The sequence below is a fragment of the Chryseobacterium rhizosphaerae genome (genome assembly GCF_003385455.1).
GTDB classification, from domain to species: Bacteria; Bacteroidota; Bacteroidia; order Flavobacteriales; family Weeksellaceae; genus Chryseobacterium; species Chryseobacterium rhizosphaerae.
In genome coordinates this window covers 111,213-133,115 of sequence record NZ_QNUF01000011.1, presented here as the reverse complement: position 1 = coordinate 133,115, position 21,903 = coordinate 111,213, and the positions used below count along the sequence as shown (strand labels likewise).

The 21,903-nt window shown below is 36.7% G+C and carries 13 protein-coding genes; 8 read left to right on the top strand and 5 right to left on the bottom strand.

Features of this window, described 5'->3' with window-relative positions; genetic code table 11:
* Nucleotides 1-185 precede the first annotated feature (185 nt).
* The gene (gene ligA, locus DRF57_RS11735; RefSeq protein WP_115918642.1) at nucleotides 186-2,192 is read right to left on the bottom strand and encodes an NAD-dependent DNA ligase LigA; all 2,007 of its coding nucleotides are present in this window, start codon (nucleotides 2,190-2,192) and stop codon (nucleotides 186-188) included.
* Nucleotides 2,193-2,432: 240 nt separating this feature from the next.
* Between ligA and DRF57_RS11730 the strand changes: the two genes are divergently transcribed.
* The 7 genes from DRF57_RS11730 to DRF57_RS11695 all read left to right on the top strand — a co-directional run bounded on the left by DRF57_RS11730 (nucleotide 2,433) and on the right by DRF57_RS11695 (nucleotide 15,517).
* Entirely contained in the window at nucleotides 2,433-5,528 is a 3,096-nt protein-coding gene (locus DRF57_RS11730) for a TonB-dependent receptor (protein WP_115918640.1), read from the top strand.
* Nucleotides 5,529-5,680: 152 nt separating this feature from the next.
* Nucleotides 5,681-6,427, top strand: a complete 747-nt coding sequence (locus DRF57_RS11725; protein WP_047487230.1) for a glycerophosphodiester phosphodiesterase family protein — start codon at nucleotides 5,681-5,683, stop codon at nucleotides 6,425-6,427.
* Nucleotides 6,428-6,896: 469 nt separating this feature from the next.
* Nucleotides 6,897-9,869: a SusC/RagA family TonB-linked outer membrane protein gene (locus tag DRF57_RS11720; RefSeq protein WP_047487233.1), complete on the top strand. Its 2,973-nt coding sequence runs from the start codon at nucleotides 6,897-6,899 to the stop codon at nucleotides 9,867-9,869.
* 10 nt (nucleotides 9,870-9,879) lie between these two features.
* Entirely contained in the window at nucleotides 9,880-11,325 is a 1,446-nt protein-coding gene (locus tag DRF57_RS11715; protein WP_047487877.1) for a SusD/RagB family nutrient-binding outer membrane lipoprotein, read from the top strand.
* Nucleotides 11,326-11,526: 201 nt separating this feature from the next.
* Entirely contained in the window at nucleotides 11,527-13,092 is a 1,566-nt protein-coding gene (locus DRF57_RS11705; protein WP_115918638.1) for a calcineurin-like phosphoesterase C-terminal domain-containing protein, read from the top strand.
* Between the two features lie 221 nt (nucleotides 13,093-13,313).
* Nucleotides 13,314-14,027 (top strand): 3-ketoacyl-ACP reductase, encoded by a 714-nt coding sequence (locus tag DRF57_RS11700; protein ID WP_115918636.1) that lies wholly within the window; start codon nucleotides 13,314-13,316, stop codon nucleotides 14,025-14,027.
* 308 nt (nucleotides 14,028-14,335) lie between these two features.
* A complete protein-coding gene (locus DRF57_RS11695; RefSeq protein WP_084086282.1) occupies nucleotides 14,336-15,517 on the top strand; it encodes an MFS transporter in 1,182 nt (393 codons plus the stop codon).
* An 87-nt stretch (nucleotides 15,518-15,604) separates the two neighbouring features.
* On the opposite strand, the gene DRF57_RS11690 is transcribed toward DRF57_RS11695, so the two are convergent.
* On the bottom strand, nucleotides 15,605-16,579 hold the full coding sequence (locus DRF57_RS11690) for a YpdA family putative bacillithiol disulfide reductase (RefSeq protein ID WP_115918634.1): 975 nt from the start codon (nucleotides 16,577-16,579) through the stop codon (nucleotides 15,605-15,607).
* A gap of 405 nt (nucleotides 16,580-16,984) precedes the next feature.
* On the opposite strand from DRF57_RS11690, the gene DRF57_RS11685 reads away from it, so the two are divergent.
* Complete coding sequence (locus DRF57_RS11685) at nucleotides 16,985-17,626, top strand: hypothetical protein (RefSeq protein WP_047487248.1); 642 nt, start codon at nucleotides 16,985-16,987, stop codon at nucleotides 17,624-17,626.
* 67 nt (nucleotides 17,627-17,693) lie between these two features.
* On the opposite strand, the gene DRF57_RS11680 is transcribed toward DRF57_RS11685, so the two are convergent.
* From DRF57_RS11680 to DRF57_RS11670, 3 genes are read right to left on the bottom strand one after another with little or no spacing between them, the layout of a single operon-like run.
* The gene (locus DRF57_RS11680; RefSeq protein ID WP_115918632.1) at nucleotides 17,694-18,980 is read right to left on the bottom strand and encodes a glycosyltransferase family protein; all 1,287 of its coding nucleotides are present in this window, start codon (nucleotides 18,978-18,980) and stop codon (nucleotides 17,694-17,696) included.
* 60 nt (nucleotides 18,981-19,040) lie between these two features.
* Nucleotides 19,041-21,581: a YfhO family protein gene (locus DRF57_RS11675; protein WP_115918630.1), complete on the bottom strand. Its 2,541-nt coding sequence runs from the start codon at nucleotides 21,579-21,581 to the stop codon at nucleotides 19,041-19,043.
* A gap of 30 nt (nucleotides 21,582-21,611) precedes the next feature.
* Entirely contained in the window at nucleotides 21,612-21,845 is a 234-nt protein-coding gene (locus DRF57_RS11670; protein ID WP_047487258.1) for a hypothetical protein, read from the bottom strand.
* Nucleotides 21,846-21,903: the final 58 nt, after the last annotated feature.

Genomic DNA, 21,903 nt, shown 5'->3' with positions numbered 1-21,903 from the left:
TTTTTATAAATGTATGAAAAATATTTACTATTAAATACGTATACTGTTGAATTTATTACATTTAATTGTTTTAAAGTTTAATTTTTACTTTTATTATTGATTTATATGTTATTTTATTCTTTGAGTGTGATGCAAAAAAAGCCGTGAAAATTCACGGCTCTAACTATTTTTTATGCTATTATTTTTTACTGTTTCTCAATCAAATCAAGGAACTCCTGTTCATCCAGAATGGTAATTGTTCCTATATCCTGTGCTTTTTTCAGTTTGCTTCCTGCTTTTTCACCTACCACCAGGAAGTTTAGGTTTTTAGAAACGGCAGAAATATTTTTTCCACCATGTTTTTCCACCATTTCTTCGGCCTGTTCTCTGGTAAACAAAGATAGTTTTCCGGTGAAAAGGAAAGCTTTTCCTTCTAACACATTGGACAGAACCTCATTGGTACTTTCCCCTTTTTCAAGCTGTACACCATAAGATTTTAAACGTTCTATCATCAGGATGTTTTCAGAATTTTTGAAAAACTCCACAATGCTTACAGCAATTTTAGCCCCGATATCTTCTACCTGACAAAGCTCTTCCACACTGGCATTTTTCAAATCTTCTATAGTAGTGAAATTCTTTACCAGTTTCTTGGCTACTGTTTCTCCTACGTGTTTGATTCCTATTCCGTATAATACTTTTTCAAAAGGTATTTCTTTGGATTTTTCAACACCTGTGATGATATTCTGCGCTGATTTTTCTGCCATTCTTTCCAAGGGAAGAAGCTGTTCTTTCGTTAAAACATAGAAATCAGCCGGGTTTTCAATTAACTTTTCTCTGTAAAGCTGTTCAATGGTCTCACTTCCCAGGTTTTCAATATTTAAAGCTTTTCGGGAAACATAGTGGATCATTCTTCCTACCACCTGTGGAGGACAGTGAAGTTCATTCGGGCAGAAATGGATCGCCTGATCTTCAATTTTTACCAATTCAGTACCACATTCCGGACAATGTTTGATATATTCTATTTCTTTACTTTCTTCAGTTCTTTTCTCAGTATTTACCGCAACGATCTTCGGAATGATTTCACCGCCTTTTTCTACATACACAAAGTCATGCTCATGAAGGTCCAGTTTTTTGATAATATCTTCATTGTGAAGAGAAGCTCTCTTTACAATAGTTCCTGCCAGTAAAACAGGTTTAAGATTGGCAACCGGCGTAATAGCGCCCGTTCTTCCTACCTGGTAAGAAACGCTTTGAAGCTCAGTTTCCACTTTTTCAGCCTTGAATTTATAGGCCATGGCCCAACGGGGAGATTTTGCAGTATATCCAAGCTGTCTTTGCTGCTGCAGAGAATTGACTTTTAAAACAATACCGTCAATTTCAAAAGGCAGGTTATGACGCTCCGTATCCCAGAAAGTGATAAAATCTTTTACCTCATCAAGAGTGGTGCATAATTTAGCCTGCTGAGATGTTTTGAATCCCCAGCCCTGTGCTTTTTGAAGCAGTTCCCAATGGGTTTCTGCCGGAATATCTTCAGCGATGAACTGATAGAGTACAGAAGATAAACCACGCTTTCTTACTTCGGCACTGTCCTGCATTTTTAAACTTCCGCTGGCTGTATTTCTAGGGTTCATAAACGGATCAAGTCCTTCCTCATCACGCAGTTTATTGAGTTTATCGAAATTCTTTCTGGTCAGGTAAATTTCTCCACGCATAAAGAAGTGAGGAGGGAAATCGCCTTTCAACGTCAGTGGAATATCTGAAATGGTACGGACATTCGGGGTAATTTCATCTCCCTGGAAACCGTCACCGCGGGTTACTGCCTGCATCAGTTTTCCGTTTTCATAAAGAATGGAAATAGAAGCTCCGTCATATTTTAATTCAGCAACAAATTCTACAGGATCATTAATGGTCTTAATAATTCTTTTCTCCCAATCTTCAAGATCATCAAAATCATAAGAATTATCCAGAGAATACATTCTGAATTTATGCTGGATCGTGGGAAAAACCTTTGTAACTCCACCACCTACTCTTACAGAAGGGGAGTTTTCATCATAAAACTCAGGGTGCTTTGCTTCCAGCTCCTGGAGCTGCTGAAGAAGCATATCGAAGTCATAATCTGAAATGGTAGGGGTATCCAGAAGATAATAGTTTTCATTATGCTGATGAAGCTCTTTGCGGAGCTGTTCTATTTTTTGTTGAATGTTTTCGGACATTGCGGTTCTATCTTTTGAGCAAAAATAACTAAACTAATTCCATTTAGAAAATAACACAATTAAATATTACAGGAAAGTTAATATTACGTAATGCCTTTTAACAGGCTGGTTATCTATGGAATAAATTGGTTGTTTATAATAAATTAACATAACGTTTCTATTTAATTAAAAAAATGTTAAAACTCTCTTAAACAGAAGGCTCTCAAAGTCAAAATACCTTTGCACATCTAATTTGAGGTAATGAAAAAAGTAAAGATTGTACTGGGATTATTGTTTTTAGGGTTTGGGACACTGGCGTATGCACAGACTACACAGGCTTCTATTGTAGGGAAAGTAACCGGGCCGGGAAGTACGGTTCAGGAAAAAGTGAAAGTAACGATCGTTAATGAATCTACAGGATTCAGAACGGAAACGGAAACCAATTCAAAAGGAGAATATATCTTTAAAGAGATTCCTCTTGGTGGTCCATACACCGTTATTGTAAACGAGGATAAAAAGGAAGGCTATAATGTCAACTTTGGAGATCAGGTTACGGTGAACATGGATATGGGTGGAGAGAAGCGTATAGAAGAAGTAGTGATTACCGGAAACCTTAAAAATAAAATAGGAAACCTTGGTGCAGCTACAGCAATTTCTGCCAAGAATATAAGCATGCTTCCGGTAAACGGGAGAAACTTCACGAACCTTACAGAATTATCACCTTTAAGTGGAAAGGGAGGAAATTTATCCGGGCAGCTGGGTTCTTCCACCAATTTCACTATTGATGGGATGACGGCTAAAAACCCGACCTCTGCAGGTTCTACGACCAGCCGAAGTGGTGCCCCCTTTTCCATTTCTATTGAAGCGGTACGTGAATTTAAAATTACCACCAACCAATACGATGTAACGTTGGGAAGGAGTGGTGGTGGAACAGTAAGTGCTGTTACGAAATCAGGAACCAACAAATTTTCAGGAAGTGCCTGGGAATACTTAAGAACCAACTGGCTTTCCAGCCCTTATGATATCAGAGGAAATAAGAGACAGAATGATTTCTCTACTTCTCAGTTTGGTTTTTCATTGGGTGGACCGGTCATTAAAAATAAATTACATTTCTTCGTAGCCTGGGATCACCAGCTGGATTCCAGACCGTTGATTATTGCAGATATCAGATCTCAGGAAGATGAGAAAAGATTCAATACCACTACAGAAACGCTGAATAAGTTTCTGGATATTTCAAGAGCAAAATATGGGGTAGGGAATACTCCTCAGTTTGGAAGCTTTGATAAAGTGAGAAATTCAGATGCTGCATTTTTGCGTTTAGACTGGCAGATCAATGAAAAGCACTTATTGACGTTAAGAAACAACTTCACCTATGACCTTAATAAAAACGGACTTGGTGATAATACCAATATCAACTTCTTTGAATCTTACGGAAATGATAAAAACCTTGACAACAGTTTATTATTAACCTTAAGATCAAATCTGAAGCCTAATTTAACGAATGAGTTGAAAGCTCAATACCTTTATACTTTCCAGAACAGTTATCAAAATGATGAATTAGGAAGACCTGTGCCGAGAGCTATTGTTGAAGGAGTAGCATCAAGTGCTGGTTCTACGAATATCCAGATTGGAGGACATCGTTTTGCTCAGGAAAGTTTCAAAAATAATGTATTCCAGATTGTAGATAATTTATATTACAACACCGATAAAGTAAAATATACCTTCGGTGCAGATTTAATGTATACCACTTCAAAATCTGTATATGGAAGTGAGGTAAACGGAAGATTCCACTTTAAGGAAGATCCGGATAAAAAAATAAGCAGCCTTGATAATTTCGATAATCTTAATCCTTACAGATTTTATAGAGAAGTTCCTTTAATGGATGACCCTTCTGTAAGATCCAATATCTGGAATATCGGAATTTATGGGCAGTTTCAGACCAAAATAGCCAAAGGTCTTGATTTGATGGCTGGTTTGAGGTTAGATTACAGTGGTTATCCGAAAGCGGAATTCAACCAAAAATTATTTGATGAAATGGGGATCAGAACGGATAATAAAATTAAATCATTTGTGATCCAGCCGAGATTCCAGTTTGACTGGAATATCAATGAGCAGAATAAAGACTTCTTGAAGTTTGGAGCAGGGATATTCTCTTCAGATATCAACAATTATATGATTATCAATAATTTGGTGTTCGATGGAAAGCATTTGGCTACAGTAGATGTGGATCCTGCAACTGTTGGACTGACGCCGGATTTCAACAGTTATAGAAATAATTATGGTTCGATTCCTACGCTTGCTAAGGATCAGATTCCAACCATCAACTATACAGGAAAAGATGCTAAAATTCCAATCGTTTACAAAGCGAATATCTCCTATACCCACTTCTTTAATGATAGATTCAGAGCAGGATTGGCAGCATATATGGCTTTGGGTAGAAATAACTACTATTACTATGACAGAAATATGGTAGCTAATCCATTCTTTACATTGGATAATGAAGGAGGAAGAGGAGTATATGTTCCTACTTCAGCAATAGACGGTGCAAAAATCGACTGGAAAAAAGGGAGAATCAATAATAATTTCGGAAGAGTATTGGAATTGGTGAGTGACGGTAAAGTAAATCAGTTCTCATTTGTGGTGGATACCAGCTACCGTTATTGGAAAGATGGGGAAATTACAGCAAGTTATACCTGGTCTGATATTAAAGATAATACGTCATATAACGGAAATGTTGCCAATTCTGCAACATTATCCACAATGGTTCAGGGTGATCCGAGAGATTTGAGAATGACGTATTCTGATAACCAGTTCCGAAATAAAGTGGTTATTTATGGGAACTCACCTACCATTGCAGGATTTACGTTAGGAATCAGATATTCAGGAATCGGAGGGACGCGTTTCTCTGTAACAGCAGGAGGAAATATTAACGGAGATTTTGTGGATAGCAATGACCTTGCTTATATTTTCCCGAATATTGCTCAATCTATTATTGATGATCCTAATGTAGGACAGGCCTTGAAGGATTATGTGAAGGAATACAATGGTGAAATTGCAGAACGTAACGGTGGTAAGAATGGATTCTACGGAGTTTGGGATTTACGTGTAGCTAAGAAAATAAAATTTGATAAAGTAGGAGCATTTGAACTTTCTGTAGATATCTTTAACGTAGCCAATCTACTTAATAAAGAATGGGGCGTAAATGAATCATATGGAAATACCTCAATGTACAGAATCAAAAAATTCGATCCGGTAACCAAGCAGTTTGAGTATACAAAAAATTTGAGTGGTAACGGTTTAGCTCCTCTTTCAGGAAATCCGTATCAGATTCAGATTGGAGCAAAATATAGTTTCTAACAAGAAAATAATATGAACCACAAAAGGCTTAAAAATAGATAAGTGATCGGAAACAAACGAAAACTTCTATGTCTTTTGTGGTTTAAAGCTTTTTAAAATAATTATCTTTATCCAAAAGTCTTCGGACTTGGTTTTAATTATCAATTTATATTATGAAAAATTTTATCTTAGGGTTAGCAGTTTTAAGTACAGTATTGATGAAAGCACAAACTCAGATTATCGCACACAGAGGGTATTTCCAGGCACAGCCTCCTACAACGGAAAACTCAATTAAATCTTTAGAGAATGCTCAAAAGCTTAAAGTGTATGGATCAGAATTTGATGTGAGAATGACAAAAGATGGAGTGTTGGTGATCAACCATGACGAGCACCACGATAAAATGGAAATCTCTGAGACTTCTTTCAAGGAATTGGAAAAAGTAAAACTATCTAATGGAGAAAAATTCCCGACCTTAAAAGACTATCTGAAGCAGGGTAAAAAGGATCCGTCTGTAAAGTTAATCGTAGAGATCAAACCGGATAAAACTCCAGAAATAGAAAATGAGATCACCCAAAAGACGATCAAAATGATCAAGGATATGAAACTTGAATCTCAAAGTGAATTTATTTCTTTCAGCTTGAATATCTGTAAGGAAATTAAAAAACTTGAGCCGACATTTAAAGTGCAGTATCTGAATGGAGAATTGTCACCGGAGCAGATCAAAAAAGAAGGACTTGACGGTATGGATTATCATTACAGTGTTTTCCAGAAAAACCCTACATGGATTTCTGAAGCTAAGACATTAGGTCTTATTACAAATTCCTGGACAGTAAACGATGCGGCTGTTTATGAAGAATTGAAAAAACAGGGAATTGGATTTGTTACCACTAATATCCCTGAACAACTGAAAAATAAATAATTATTATCGGGCTTATCATCATTCATTCCTGTAATGATTGAGAGCAAAATAAATATTGCCAATGTGTAAAGACTGTCTCTTCCAAAAGAGGCAGTCTTTTTTGTTACAAATAAAGCAGGTGCATATCCGGTAATATAGTTGACGATTATATTATTCTAGTCTGAGAGATGGGTTCACAGAATGAAGAACACGGTGTTCAAAATAAAGTACTCTGGTTTTGAATTTAACCAATTGGTATACAGTTGAATATGGTGTTTTATTTTCTCAAAGAAAGACAATAAAGATACACAAATGGTATCGATAAATGATATTAAAAATAATTAATTACTTAATATACTGTTAGTTAGTCTATTGCGTTAATCTGTTAATAGAAATTTAACATTTCATTCAATATTTTTTTAATAAATGTTAAAGTGTTGTTAAAATCTTAATCATAATGTCCTTTTAATTTTGCACAAACAAAAAGGATATGCGTAAAGAGACACAAAAGCTGTTGGTTTTGTCGCTGTTAGGACTAATCAGTGTGAACCTGGCAGCTCAGCAGAAATCTAAAAAAGACACTATTAAAGGACTTGATGAGGTAGTGGTAACTGCTTTGGGAATCAAAAGGCACGACAAGTCACTAGGGTATTCTACCCAGACTGTTAAATCTGAAGAAATATTACAAACTCAAAACAACAACTGGGCAGAAGCTTTGGAAGGTAAAGTAGCAGGGCTGAAAGTTCAGACCGCTGGAGCAGGGCCCCTTGGAACAGCCCGTATTACCCTTCGTGGAGACATTTCCATGAATATGGGAAATAACGACGCACTGATTGTTGTTGACGGGGTTCCCCTGAGCGGGAGAAAGACCGGAACCGGAACTTCTGCCTATGGAGCCGGCTCTGGAGGAGATTTACCTATTGACTATGGAGACAGTTTCAACAGTATTAATCCTGATGATATTGAATCTGTATCAATTCTGAAGGGACCTACTGCTTCTGCACTCTATGGTTCAAGGGGCTCAAGAGGAGCTATTATGATTACCACAAAATCCGGAAAAACTAAAAAAGGAAAAGTTCAGATTACCTTAAATTCATATTCAAGTTATGATACTGTTCTTAAATGGCCGGATTATCAATATGAATACGGACAGGGAACTCAGCAAAAAGATAAAAATGGAAATTATTATTATTCTTACGGAGCTTCTGCTGACGGAATAAATACAGGATCTACCAGTAGTGCCTTCGGACCGAAATTTGACGGACAATATTACTTTCAGTACGATCCCTCGGTAGAAGGGCAAAGCTTGGAAAGAAAACTATGGAGACCTTATAAAGACAATATTAAAAACTTTTGGCAGGTAGGGTCTACTTACTCAAACAGCTTGTCAGTAGAACATTCTAATGAATCCACATCCTTCAGAACTTCACTTTCTTATCTGAAAAATGAATGGATGATGCCTAATACAGGTTTCAACAGATTGAATGCTGCCGTATCCTTAGATCATAAATTGAGCAGCAGGCTGAAAATAGGAACTAAAATCAACTTCAGCCAGACTAAAAGTGATAACCTTCCCGCTACCGGATATAATAACCAGTCGATTTCTTATTTTATGATTTTCCAAAATCCCAATGTAGATCTCGAATGGTATAGACCTATCTGGAAAAAAGGCCAGGAGCAGGTAGATCAGATTCACCCTTTCAGTTCCTATATTGATAACCCTTATCTGATTGCCTATGAAAATCTAAACAGTACAAACAAAAAGATTATTACAGGTAACGTTAATCTAAATTATCAGCTGGCCAAAAACTTTGATATTGCCTATAAGACAGGGTTGGAATGGAGTAATGAACTCCGTACCCAAAGAAGACCCTGGAGTTCTGCCAATTATCTGAAAGGGTATTACAGGGAGCAATACATCAGGTATTTGGATCTTAACAATGATATTCTCTTTACCTATAAAAACAAATTTGGAGATGTAGGTGTGACAGCTTCTGCCGGAGGTAACATTAAATATCATGAATATACCATGAATGATTACCGGGCTAATGGACTTAATAAAGCAGGATTGTACCAGCTATCCAATGCGACATCTTTGGAAAGCAGACTTCCAAAACCTAATGATAATCAGGTAAACAGTTTATATGCATTGGCAAATTTCAGTTATAAGGATATGATTTTCCTGGATGTAACAGCCAGAAACGACTGGAGCAGTACCCTTCCGGATCATAACAGATCTTATTTTTATCCGTCATTGTCATCCTCTTTTATCCTATCTGATATTTTTAAACTGAAATCTGATAATTTAAATTTCTGGAAACTTAGACTGTCATGGTCAAAAGTAGGAAATGATACCTACAATTATATGCTTGAAAAATACTATGAAAATAGTGTATTCACTGGATCTGTAGAATCTCCCTTATTGTATCCGAATCCTGATTTGAGACCGGAAATGATTACGAATATAGAAGGAGGGATGGATTTTACAATTTTGAAAAACAGACTGACTTTTAATTTTACAGCCTATCAGAATAATTCTAAAGATCAGACCATTATTATTCCTGTACTGTATGAAACCGGATATAATAAAAGAATTATCAATTCCGGAGAACTGAGAAACAGAGGAATCGAAATGTCATTAAGCACTTCACCTATTAAAAATAAAAACTTCTCCTGGAATGTAAATGCCAACTGGTCAATGAACCGCAACAAGATTCTTTCCCTTCCGGAAGAGTTCAACGGAGTACCTTACACGATGGCAAGCGTTGGAGGAGTTGTGTATTATAATGCTGTAGTGGGAGGTTCACTAGGTGATATGTATGGTTACGGTCTGATGTATTCTCCGGATGGACAAGTGATTTACGGTACAGATGGGTTAACGGCAAAGCCAACGGAAATGAAGAAAATAGGAAATGCTTATCCAAAGTGGAGAGCCGGGCTTCAGAACGAATTTAAATATAAAAATATTACCGTTAGTTTCTCATTTGACGGACAGTATAAAGGGATCGCTTACTCACAGTCACATCATAAAATGTCCGAACAGGGGAAACTTACCCATACTCTTGTAGGAAGAGATAATCCGGGTGGGCTGATTGTAGGGGATGGAGTTGTTCAAAATCCGGACGGAAGCTTTTCTCCGAATACAAAAGGAGTTCCTGTTTCTTCTTATTATGGAGATTATTATAGAAGGGCCAACGTGGAAACCAATTCATTTGACACTTCATTCATTAAGCTAAGAGATGCCAGAATTTCTTATTCTTTCCCGAAATCTATTACAGAACCATTAAAAGTCACAGATATTAGCCTTGCTTTATTTGGAAGAAACCTTTGGATGTGGACGAAATTTCCATTATTTGATCCGGAAGCAGCTACCCTTGACGATTCTACCATTACACCGGGAGTTGAAATGGGGCAGCTGCCTTCAGCCAGAACAGTCGGAATTCAGTTAAATGTTAAATTCTAAAATTTTTAAAATGAAAAAGATACTCTATATATGTTCATTTCTTAGCCTTGTAGGATGTGCCGTGTCATGTGACAGAAGCCTGGATGAAATTAATAAAGATACAAGTAGAATCAATGTACCTGTTGCAAACACCCTGCTGGCTCCCATACAGTATAATATGGCTTCCGTAGGATATAACAGGGCTAATGATTTTAATTTTGATATCATGCAGGTTTCTCTGGATTTTCCCAACGAAGGAAATTCATTAAGCCGTTATTATATAACAGAAAATACAGGAACAGGATTCTGGAATAATTCATACAGATGGCTGAAACAGGTTGATGACCTTAAAAAAGCAGCTATTTCTGAAGGAGATAAAAATTACCAGGCTATTTCTATGGTACTCAATGCATGGATTTATTCCAATCTTACCGATACCTATGGTGATGTTCCTTTTTCCGAAGCTTCACAACTGGATAATGGTATTTCTCAACCTAAATTTGATAGACAGAAAGATATTTATGTCCGTCTTTTGGATGATCTGAAAGCGGCTAATGCTTTATTTATCACCACTAAACCTCTTACCGGGGCAGATCTGTTTTATAAAGCAGATACTGATAATAGTGGAATAGCCAATTGGAAAAAGCTATGTAACTCGCTTTCTCTAAGACTTTTATTAAGAATATTAAGCAGAGATGGAGAGGTAAATGTGAAAGAAAGAATTCAGGAAATTGTAAACAATCCAACGGTATATCCCATTTTTCAAAATAATGCAGATGCTACTAAGCTTGATATTTCAGGAATCTCTCCATTAATGCCACCTATTGCAAGGCCTCAGGATTTTACCACAGGAAGAGCAGCGTCAGATTTCTTTGTACAGGCTTTACAGAAAAATAATGACCCACGTATACCGATGTTCTTTACCCAGGCAAAAGATTTGAAAAACAATAATATAGGATATGTGGGTGCTCCTTCAGGATATCCTTTCGGAACGGTTTTTACTTTTCAGCCGTCAAATCTTAATCAAAACCTGGCAAAAGCTCCGCTGAAGATTTTTGTTTATCCTTATGCAGAACTTCAGTTTACCTTGGCAGAGCTTGCCCTAAAAGGAATCATTCAGGGAAGTGCTAAAACTTTTTACGAAAACGGAGTGAAAGCTTCTATTGAACAGTGGGGCGCTGTAGTACCGGCCAACTATTTTGATAATCAAAATGTAGCTTATGAAGCAGACCTGAAAAAAATTATACTTCAGAAGTATATCGCTCTTTTCTTTGTAGATCAGCAGCAATGGTTTGAAAAAAGAAGAACAGGATTTCCGGTACTTCCCAACAATGGAGGTCTGTTAAATAATGGAGATTTACCCCAAAGATTAATGTATCCGCCCAATCCTAAAGTATTGAATCCTACCAATTATTTGGCTGCTGTTCAGCAGATGGGAGGAGATCATATCAATGTGAAAATGTGGTGGAATAAATAAAAAGATTAATAAAGAATAAAGAATAAAGAATAAAGAATAAAGAATAAAGAATAAAGAATAAAGAATAAAGAATAAAGAATAAAGAATAAAGAATAAAGAATAAAGAATAAAGAATAAAGAATAAAGAATAAAGAATAAAGAATAAAGAATAAAGAATAAAGAATAAAGAATAAAGAAATGAGAGCTAAGATGAAATTTTTAATGCCATGTATGCTGATTTCGGCAATGGCGTTTTCCCAGACTTCTGTCTCCGGTTATATATACGAGGACAGCAATAAAAATCAAAAGAAAGAAAATCGTGAAAAAGGAGTAGAGGGAGTAGCTGTATCCAATGGAGTACAGGTAGCCCTTACGGATAAAAACGGGAGATATAGCTTACCTGTTCAGGAAGGACAGACCATTTTTGTCATCAAACCTTCAGGGTATCAAACTGCTTTAAACAGCAATAATCTGCCTCAGTTTTATTACCATCATAAGCCCCAAGGTTCCCCTGCTGATTTTAAATATAAAGGAGTAGCTCCTACCGGAGATCTTCCTAAAGAACTGAATTTTCCACTGTATAGGCAGAATGAAGATAAAAACTTTGATATTCTTGTTTTTGGAGATCCACAACCTTACACGGAAAAGGAGCTTGATTATTTTAAAAGAGGAATTGTAAATGAAGTTAAAAATACCAAGAAAAATGCAGTGCTCGGGATTAGCCTGGGAGATTTGGTAGGAGATAATTTAAGCCTTCAAAAACCTTATGCAGATGTAATGAAAGAAGTAGGATTGCCCTGGTATAATGTCATGGGAAATCATGATATGAATTATGATGCAAAAGAAGACCATTTATCAGATGAAACATTTGAGTCCAATTTTGGTCCTGCCAACTATTCATTTAACTATGGTAATGTTCATTTTATTATTTTGGATGATATTCTTTATCCGGACCCGAGAGATGGAAAAGGATATTGGGGAGGATTCCGTGAAGATCAGCTTCAGTTTATCGAAAATGATTTGAAGTGGGTTGATAAGAATAAACTTGTGGTGGTATCTTTCCATATTCCGTTGGAGCATACAAATGAAGATAGCTTTAGAAATGCTGACCGCCAGAAATTATTTGATTTTTTAAATCCTTTTCAGAATGTATTGCTTTTATCGGCACATACCCATATTCAGCAACAAATTTTCTATGGTAAAAAAGCAGGCTGGAACGGGATAAAAGAACTGCATGAATATAATGTGGGAACCACTTGTGGTGACTGGTATTCGGGTACGGCTGACGAAGCGGGTCTTCCAACTTCAACGATGAGAGATGGAACAGCTAAAGGGTATTCTTTCATCAGCTTTATGGACAATCAATATAAAGTTAAGTACAAAACGGCTGGAAAACCGGAAGATTATCAAATAAAACTATATGTTCCAAAGGTCATTCCTTATCCTTCCAAAACCTCTGCAAAAGTTCTGGCCAACTTTTTCATGGGAGGTAAAAAAGATAAAGTAGAGTACAGAATAGACAACGGATCCTGGGAAGCCATGGAGTATGATGAAACAATAGATCCGAATTTTGCTCTTTCAGTTTTTAAATGGGATACTACAGAGAAAATCCTTCCGGGAAGAAGACCTTCTAACCCTGAAATGTCAAAACATATATGGGAAGCAGGTTTTCCTAAAAAATTAGCTTTGGGAAAACACAAAGTTGAGGTAAGAGCTGTTGATATGTATGGAAATCAATTCTCCGCTTCAGAAGAATTTGAAGTACAGAACTCAATTCAGATTCCTTAAGCTTATTATTTTACTTTTTTTAGATTTTGAAGCCGGTTTGTCATGAACCGGCTTTGTTTTACCAAGCTTGTCCCTTTATTTTAAAGTTATTTGTTTGGATTCCCCGGAATGAGAAATCATATGGAAAAATAGGGTGCCGTTAAAAAAACATTAAATCTATATTCTTCCCACCCTGTAAAAATGTTCTTTTGTAACTTTGTACAACGAAAAGTATTATTACAATGAACATAAACGGAAAAAATGCCATCGTAACCGGTGGTGGAAGAGGATTAGGAAAGGCTGTAGCGCTGGCTTTAGCTCATGAAGGAGTAAACGTTGCCATTACAGGAAGAAACGAGGAAAATTTAAAAAATACAGTTGACGAAATCCAAAAACTGGGAGTGCATGCAGCCTATGCCGTATTTAATATTGATGATGAAACCTCTGTAAAAGCAGGAATCGAAACTTTAGCTGAAACACTTGGTGGAGTAGATATATTGATCAATAATGCGGGAATCGGGGATTTCGGAAGTATTGAAGATATGTCTTCTGAAACCTGGGAGCAGGTGATCAAAACCAATCTATTTGGAGTATACTATGCGGCTAAAGCCGTTCACCCGTTTATGAAAGCTAAAGGAGAAGGTGATATTGTAAACGTAGCCTCTACAGCAGGTTTAAAAGGAGGACCTAATATGTCTGCCTATGCAGCTTCCAAAGCAGCAGTAGTTTCTCTATCTCAATCAATGATGGCAGAATGGAGAAAACAGAATATCCGTGTGATTACATTGACGCCAAGTACTATTGCTTCTGATATGAGTATTCAGGGTGGGCTTACAGACGGTAACCCGGAAACGGTTTTACAGCCTGAAGATTTTGCAGAATGGGTAAGAGATATTCTAAAAATGAACAGACGTGCATTAATTGCGAATGGTTCCATTTTCTCTACAAATCCATAACAGATTCAAAATTTAAAGTCAGCATAACAGGCTTTATGCAGCTTTTAAATTATTGAATTCGAAATAAATACAGGTTTTACTTGTCAGAGTCGGAAGAGTTTTCTTCCGGCTTTTTTATTTTACTATCTTTTTGATGACTTATTCTAAAGTCTTTAAAAACAGGTGGAAAGCTGAAATTTATTCTTTCCCAACAGAGGGATTTGGGCTATTTTCTCTAACTTTGCATTTTAAATTTTTCCCCAAATATTATTGTGAAATTAATTAACTTATACACGAGTTCTTTCAAAGGACTCTCGCAAGAGAGTTGGATGCTGGCGTTGGTAATGCTAATCAACAGGGCGGGTTCTATGGTACTTCCTTTTTTAGGAGTTTATATGACAAACCATTTACATTTTAGCATTGAAAATTCCGGAATTGTCCTTAGCTTTTTTGGAATAGGTTCAGTGATAGGTTCATGGTTTGGTGGAATGATCACCGATAAAATTGGTGAATACAAGGTGCAGAGCTTAAGCTTACTTTTGAGTGTACCTTTATTTTGTTTAATCCCTCTTTTTACTACAGAAGAAGGGTTAGCAGGAATTATTTTAATGCAGAGTATTGTAAGTGAAACTTTCCGGCCTGCCAACTCGGTGGCTATTACAAAATACGCTAAGCCGGAAAATATTACCAGAGCTTTCTCATTAAACAGAATGGCTGTTAATCTAGGATTCTCTATAGGCCCTGCATTAGGAGGTATTCTATCTGCTATATCTTATGAGTTTTTATTTTTCAGTAATGCTTTAGCTGCTTTACTGGCCGGATTAATGTATATCTGGTTCTTTAGAAAACGTACAAGATTAGCAAAGAAGAAAGCAAGAAATGTGAAAGAAGCTATAATCATTAAAAAAGAAAATTCTCCGTATAGAGACCGTAAATTTATGGTGTATTGTATATTCTGTATGCTGTTTTCTATCTGCTTTTTCCAGTTATTCAGTACATTGACTATTTTCTATAAGGATACAGCTCATTTGAGCCAGCAGAATATAGGATTTATTCTGGGCTACAGTGGCTTCCTGATCGTATTGCTTGAAATGGGTTTTGTACAGCTGGCTGAGAAATATTTTACGTTAGGATTTACAATGCTGATAGGAACTTTCTTATGTGGATTTTCCTATGCTATGCTGGCCTTCGACTATAGTATGGTGGCATTGCTGGTTTCCATGACCTTGCTTTGTATAGGGGAAATATGGACCCTGCCTTTTATGTCGACCATTACCGCACTTCGTTCAGGTGAAAACAACAAAGGCGCTTATATGGGACTGAACGGAATGTCTTTTTCAATAGCTTTTATTATTACACCTTATATAGGAACATTGATTGCGGATAAACTGGGTTTTAATACCCTGTGGATCGGAACCGGTGTATTGGCTATACTGATTGCCATAGGTTTTTATTATATTGTTCCATGGATGCTAAAAGATAACAGGAAAACAGAAAAAGATTTAGTTTAAAATCTGATCTTATCTTCCTTTAATGATTAACCCCCGGCTGAAAACTATTCAACCGGGGGTTAATTTACTCTATGTAAGATCAATAATTTATCTGTTTTCAAGTTTGGAGATAATGTTATTCAAAATCATTTCAGCGTGTGCTCTTGAATTTTCAATAAACCAGAGGTGGGTGTCTTTCCCTCCGCAAACCACACCTGCAAGGTACAGATTAGAGATATTGGTTTCCATGGTCTCCATATTATATTGGGGGTTCAGACAGTCTCCATTCAGCTCTATACCGGAATTTCTTAAAAATTCAAAGTCCGGAAGATAGCCTGTCATAGCCAGAACAAAATCATTCTCAATCTCATGAATCTGATGGTCATAATCTTTGAAAATAACAGACTGTTCTTTAACTTCAAGGATCTCTGCATTGAAATGGGCTGTGATACTGCCTTCTGAAATTCTATTTTCAATATCCGGTTTTACCCAATATTTTACACTTTTGGAAATTTCAGAATGCCGGATAATCATCGTTACTTCAGCTCCTTTTCTATACGTTTCAAGAGCTGCATCTACAGCAGAATTACTGGAACCTATTACCACTACTTTTTGTCTGGCGTAAGGATAGGGCTCGGTGTAATAATGTTTAACTTTCGGCAGGTTTTCCCCCGGAATGTTCATCAGATTCGGAATGTCATAGAACCCTGTGGCAATTACCACATTTTTAGCAAAGTAGTTTCCTTTTGTCGTTTCAATTTCAAAGACATCATCAATTTTGAACACTTTTACTACTTTTTCATAGAGGTGAATATTCAGATCCTTCTGTCGGGCAATTCCCTGATAATATTCCAGTGCTTCCTGTCTTCCGGGTTTGGGAGCAGGAGAGATAAAAGGAGTTCCGTCAATTTCAAGCTTTTCAGCGGTTGAAAAAAAACGCATATATAAAGGATAATGATACAGTGAATTAACAATAGTTCCTTTTTCAATAATCAGATAGCTGAGGTTATTTTTTTGAGCTTCAATAGCACAGTTTAAACCGATAGGGCCCGCTCCGATGATAAGAATGTCCAAAATTTCCATAGAACAAAGGTACGATGTAATTAGCAGATTATATGGATGTTTTTGGAACAAAGATGTGAGAGGGGATAGGAGTTATGAGTTGAGAGTGAACGGTCAATGATTGCCTTCTGGTTGTAAAGTCAGTTTACCCGTGATATGGATATTCAATAGGGACGGGCTTTAGCCCGTTCTTCATAAGAATACAAAACAATCCATTGGCTTTAGCCCAAACTTAATAGAAAAGAGTTATGAGTTGATAGTTATGAGTTGAGACGTCATACATTATACATCCGACATTGTACATTATACATCAGAAATTATACATCCGACGCTGTACATCATTTTACCACTTCTCGCTCCATACCCAATTCCTTCCCGGTTATGGCATTAGTTTTGGTGTTTTTAACCATCACTAAAATTAAAAATATGAAAAAACTACTCATTTCTCTATTGGTACTGACTGTAGTAATCGCCTGTAAAAAAGAAGCCGGAAAACCGGTTCCGAATGTTGTTGATTCTATTGCACAGGCAAAAGCAGACAGTATTGGAAAACTTCCTACAAAAGAAGAAAGAGAAGCTTCTTTGAAGAAAGTAAATGATGAGGTGCTGCAGGCTTTAAAAGCTAAAGACTATAAAACATTTGCTTCATTAATTCATCCTCAAAAAGGAATCCGATTTTCAATGTACGCTCATGTTGATCTGAAAGGGGATAAACATTTCTCCAAAGCTGATTTTGAACAGTTTCAGCCTACAAAAACATTGTTTACATGGGGAGCACAGGATGGTTCAGGAGACCCATACAAGGCAACTATTAATGATTATTTGGGTAAATGGGTTTTTTCTAAAGATTTTACAGCTTCCCAATATTCTGTAGATAAATTTATCGGTGGAGGGAACTCTCTGAACAACCTTAAAGAAAGCTATCCTACAGCTAATTTTACAGAAAATTATATCAAAGGAACAGAAAAGAATAGTGAAATGGACTGGAAAACCGTTCGTTTTGTATTTGAAGAATTTCAGGGAAAATATTATCTGATAGCAGTGATCAATGATCAGTGGACAATATAAGATAGAGAAAAGCTGGATGCAGGAAGGAAAAGTTAATGATCTTCTCTCTTACAGCCTCCAGCTTTTTTTATAAAATTTCAGCCAGTTGTTGAGTAAGATTTTTTCTGGAAAACTGTTCAATCTGCTGAGTGTTTTCACTATGATCTCCGCTTTTCCAAAGCTCAAATTTTTCCAGGACAAACTGCTTCACTGTTTCAGAATGGGTATAGCTAAAATGCTTCCCGGCACGGGTATCTTCTAAAATTTTTTCTACATCGGCTTTATCTGGACCAAATGATAGTATCTGTTTTCCCGATGCCAGATATTCAAATATCTTTCCGGGAATAATTCCTTTTGAAGATTCGTTAGGAAAATTGGTGATAAGCAGCAGGTCAGAATTCTGCATTTCTTCAACAGCTTTGCCATGGGAAAGATAACCCAGATTCAAAATATGGTTTTTCAAACTGGAATTTTCAAGAGAAGCTAAGATCTTATCATCAATTCTTCCCACTAATTTCAGTGAGAAATTCTTTGAAAACTCTATGTTTTCTTTCACCAGTTCATCTAATGCTTTCCAAAGATTTTCAGGATTCCGCAATTGCTCCAAAACCCCAATATAGCTCAACGTAAATGTTTTGCTCTTTTGACCTTTTGGAGTTTCATGGGTATCAGTCTCATCAAACCCATTAGTGATACAAACAGCATTAGCTCCTGCTTTCCGAAAATTTTCGGCATCCGTATAGCTTGTGGCAAGGGTAATATCTGCATTTTTAAATACAGCACTTTCTAACTGGCGGTGCTTCTTATCTGAACTCTTGGTCAGTTTTAAATGCTTATAGTACGAGATTTCCGTCCACGGGTCACGAAAATCAGCAACCCATTTGATATGGGGAAGCTTATGTTTAAGGCCTAGCCCGATGAGATGTAATGAATGGGGTGGGCCGGAAGTGACTACCGCATCTATTTTATTTTCTTTTAAATACTTTTCTAAAAATTGAATAGAAGGCTTTACCCAAAAAACTCGGGCATCCGGAATAAAAAAATTCCCCCTTACCCAAATGGAAAGTCTGGATTTCCAGCTTTGGTTTTCACCTACATCAAATTGCCCAGCTTTGAATTTTTTATTGCTTTTATTAAGCTTTTCTGCCAGCTGATAAGGTTCCCAGATCTTTGTTCTGACCATTTCAATATCGTTGGGAATATCCTTCATCAACGTTTCATCTATCAACGGATAATTGGGATTTTCCGGAGTGTAGATCACAGGTTTCCAGCCAAAATCGGGTAGATATTTTGCGAACTTAAGCCATCTTTGAACACCAGGACCTCCCGCAGGAGGCCAGTAATAGGTGATAATCAATATTTTCTTCTGTTCCATTTTGATTTTATGATTCTTTATGACGGCTTGTTTATTCAGAACGTATGCCGAAATATTGAATTAAGCTTGTGGTTCAGTTAATGTTTCCTTTTTCTTATTTTTATTCATCCAGAAAATTCCAAAAGCTGTCAGGGCTATAAATAGTCCGAAACAAATAAGGGAAATCCATTTTCCTTTTTCAATTACTTCAGGCTCAAACACCATTCTGATATGATGGTTTCCTGCCGGAACGTGTACGGCACGAAGTAAATAATCTGCTTTGATATAAGGGACTTCTTTTTCATCAACCAGAACCTTCCAGCCGTGAGGATAGTAAACTTCAGAGAACACAGCCAATTGTGGTGTCCTGGATTGAGATTTAAACTCCAGTTCATTAGGCTGATATTTTGTAAGATTGATAAATGCTGTAGAATCTGCCTGAACAGGTTTATTGTCAAAATAAGATTTGTCTGAAGTGGCAATAACAGCTGTTTTTTTATTGTCAATATCCCCAATAGATTTGATTTCTTCATTAGGAGTATCCGCAAATTTCAGGTCACTTACAAACCATGCATTTCCGTTGGCATTTGGATTAGGTACCGCCTGAGGTTCTGAAGGACCTCCAAAAATCATATACTTTGCATTAAGCATATTCAGAATTTTAGGAGTCTTTACACTGTCTATATTTGACAGGTATTCATTCAGAATATCGTCATACCTTCTTAATTTTACTGCATGATAACCCCCAATAGATGCTTTAAAATAAGAAGTATTTGTCTCACTTGTTACACCTAAAGTCTGGTTATAAATTCTATAATGGTTTTTATCTTTTTTAGCAATTGTTTCCAGCGTCTTGTTGATATTCACATTATCCAGAATAGAGGATAAGCTCGGGTTTGCCTGAACTTTTTCAGCCAATAGGTCTGAAGTTTCCGTCTGGAAAGGGTTTTCAGCAAAGACTTTGTCTACATAATTTTCATCATTCAGATAACGCTTGTTCACAGTCCATAAGTCGAATAAACTTACCAGTCCAATTACCACCAAAGCAATATTCTGATTCAGCTTTTTCTTTAAACTGAAAAATAAAACAGCTGCAGTAATAGCTACATAGATAAACGCTTTGATAGCATCTGTTCTGAACAGTTTATATCTTTCGTCCACAAGATAATCGAGTAGGAAAGGAGGGAAATACGTTTTTTCACCTTCTGTCGCGAATCCTAATAATGATTTTCCGAAGACCAAAAGAATTAATACGAATCCTAATGTTCCTCCACTTACATAAAGAAGTGTTTTTTGCTTATATTCTTCGGTAAGCTTTTCATCGGTGAAGAATCTGTACAGTCCAAGGATGGCAATCAGTGGGAATAACAATTCTACAACAACAAGGATTGAAGAAGGTGCTCTGAATTTATTGTAAAACGGAACATAGTCAATAAAGAAATCCGATAATGGCATAAAGTTACTTCCCCAAGCCAGTAAAACGGTAAGTATGGAAGCTCCTAAAATCCAGTAACGGTATTTTTTTCGGGCAATGAAAAATCCTAAAAGAGCAAGAAAACATACAATAGCTCCCTGGTATGCCGGTCCTGAAGTTCCCGGTTGGTCACCCCAGTATGTCATTCCACTGAAACCTTTCGATATTCTGTCCATTTCAGCTTGTGAGCTTACATTTTCCTGAACAAGCTCCTGAACTTTGCTCATCATTTCCTTAGCTTCCGGTTCCTGGCTTCCACCACCCATCAACCTTGGAATGAAAAGATTTAACGTTTCCAGTTTACCGTAGCTCCACATCAGCATGCTTTCCTTATCCATTCCGGATTTTCCTGAAGTATGGCTGTCATTCGTTAAAATCTGCTTTCCACGAACCGTTTCTTTTACATATTCAGAATTGGCAAGGATTCTTTGAGAATTCATTCCAACTCCAATGATACATGATATCGCAATAATTCCCGAAGAAATAAGAAAATGCTTCATCTGTGTTTTCTTCAGGATCACTCTGATCAGTTCAGAAAGGAATAAAAATCCTAACGCAATGAACAGATAATATGTCATCTGTGGGTGGTTCGCTGCAATCTGAAGTCCCATAAAAAGGGTTGTTACAATGAATCCCCAGATGTATTGTTTCCGGATATAAACCAATAGGATTCCGGCTAAAAGTGGCGCGAAATATTCAATGGTATTTACTTTACCATTATGCCCTGCAGCAATGATAATATAAAAATAGGTAGAAAGGCCAAAGAAAGTAGCCCCTAGCAGAGCATATTTCCAGTTTCTGACCACTACCATTCCCAGAAGGAAAAAGCCTGCAAAAAGCAGAAACAGATAATTAACCGGCCTTGGCAGGAAATTCAGATTGCTGTCAATTTTCTTGATGATGTCACCTTTAAACTGGCTACCCATCTGATAAGTGGGCATTCCTCCAAACATGGAGTCACTCCAGTAGGTTTCATTTCCTGTGTTGGCTCTATAGTCGAGCAGTTCTTTTGCTCCTCCTCTGTACTGTACGATGTCATGTTGGAAAAGCTGTTTTCCCGTAAAGACAGGAGTGGAATATAAAAATGCTAAAACTATAAATACAACTAATGAAATAGCAATATAAATTAAGTTTTTATTTTTCGCCATGCTGGTTATTATCTTTTTTTCTTGGAATTTTTACCTTTTATCATTATTCTGTTTCACCTCTTCGTAGTCTACGGTTTCCGCATCCCACTTAAGGTTTTGCTTATTCTCTTTGTTAGAGCCATGGATATCCTGCTGCCTGTTATTCTGATTACTGTTATTGTTGAATCTATAACCGTAAAACGTCTTAAAAAATATCCTTTTCAGAATATTCCAGACAAAGAAAATAATAATAGCAGAGAGTACCAGCTCAAGAATGTACTTCATAATAAAATGTATTTAAGATTCTAAAGTTCAAAGTTGTTTGTCGATACTTATTTTAATG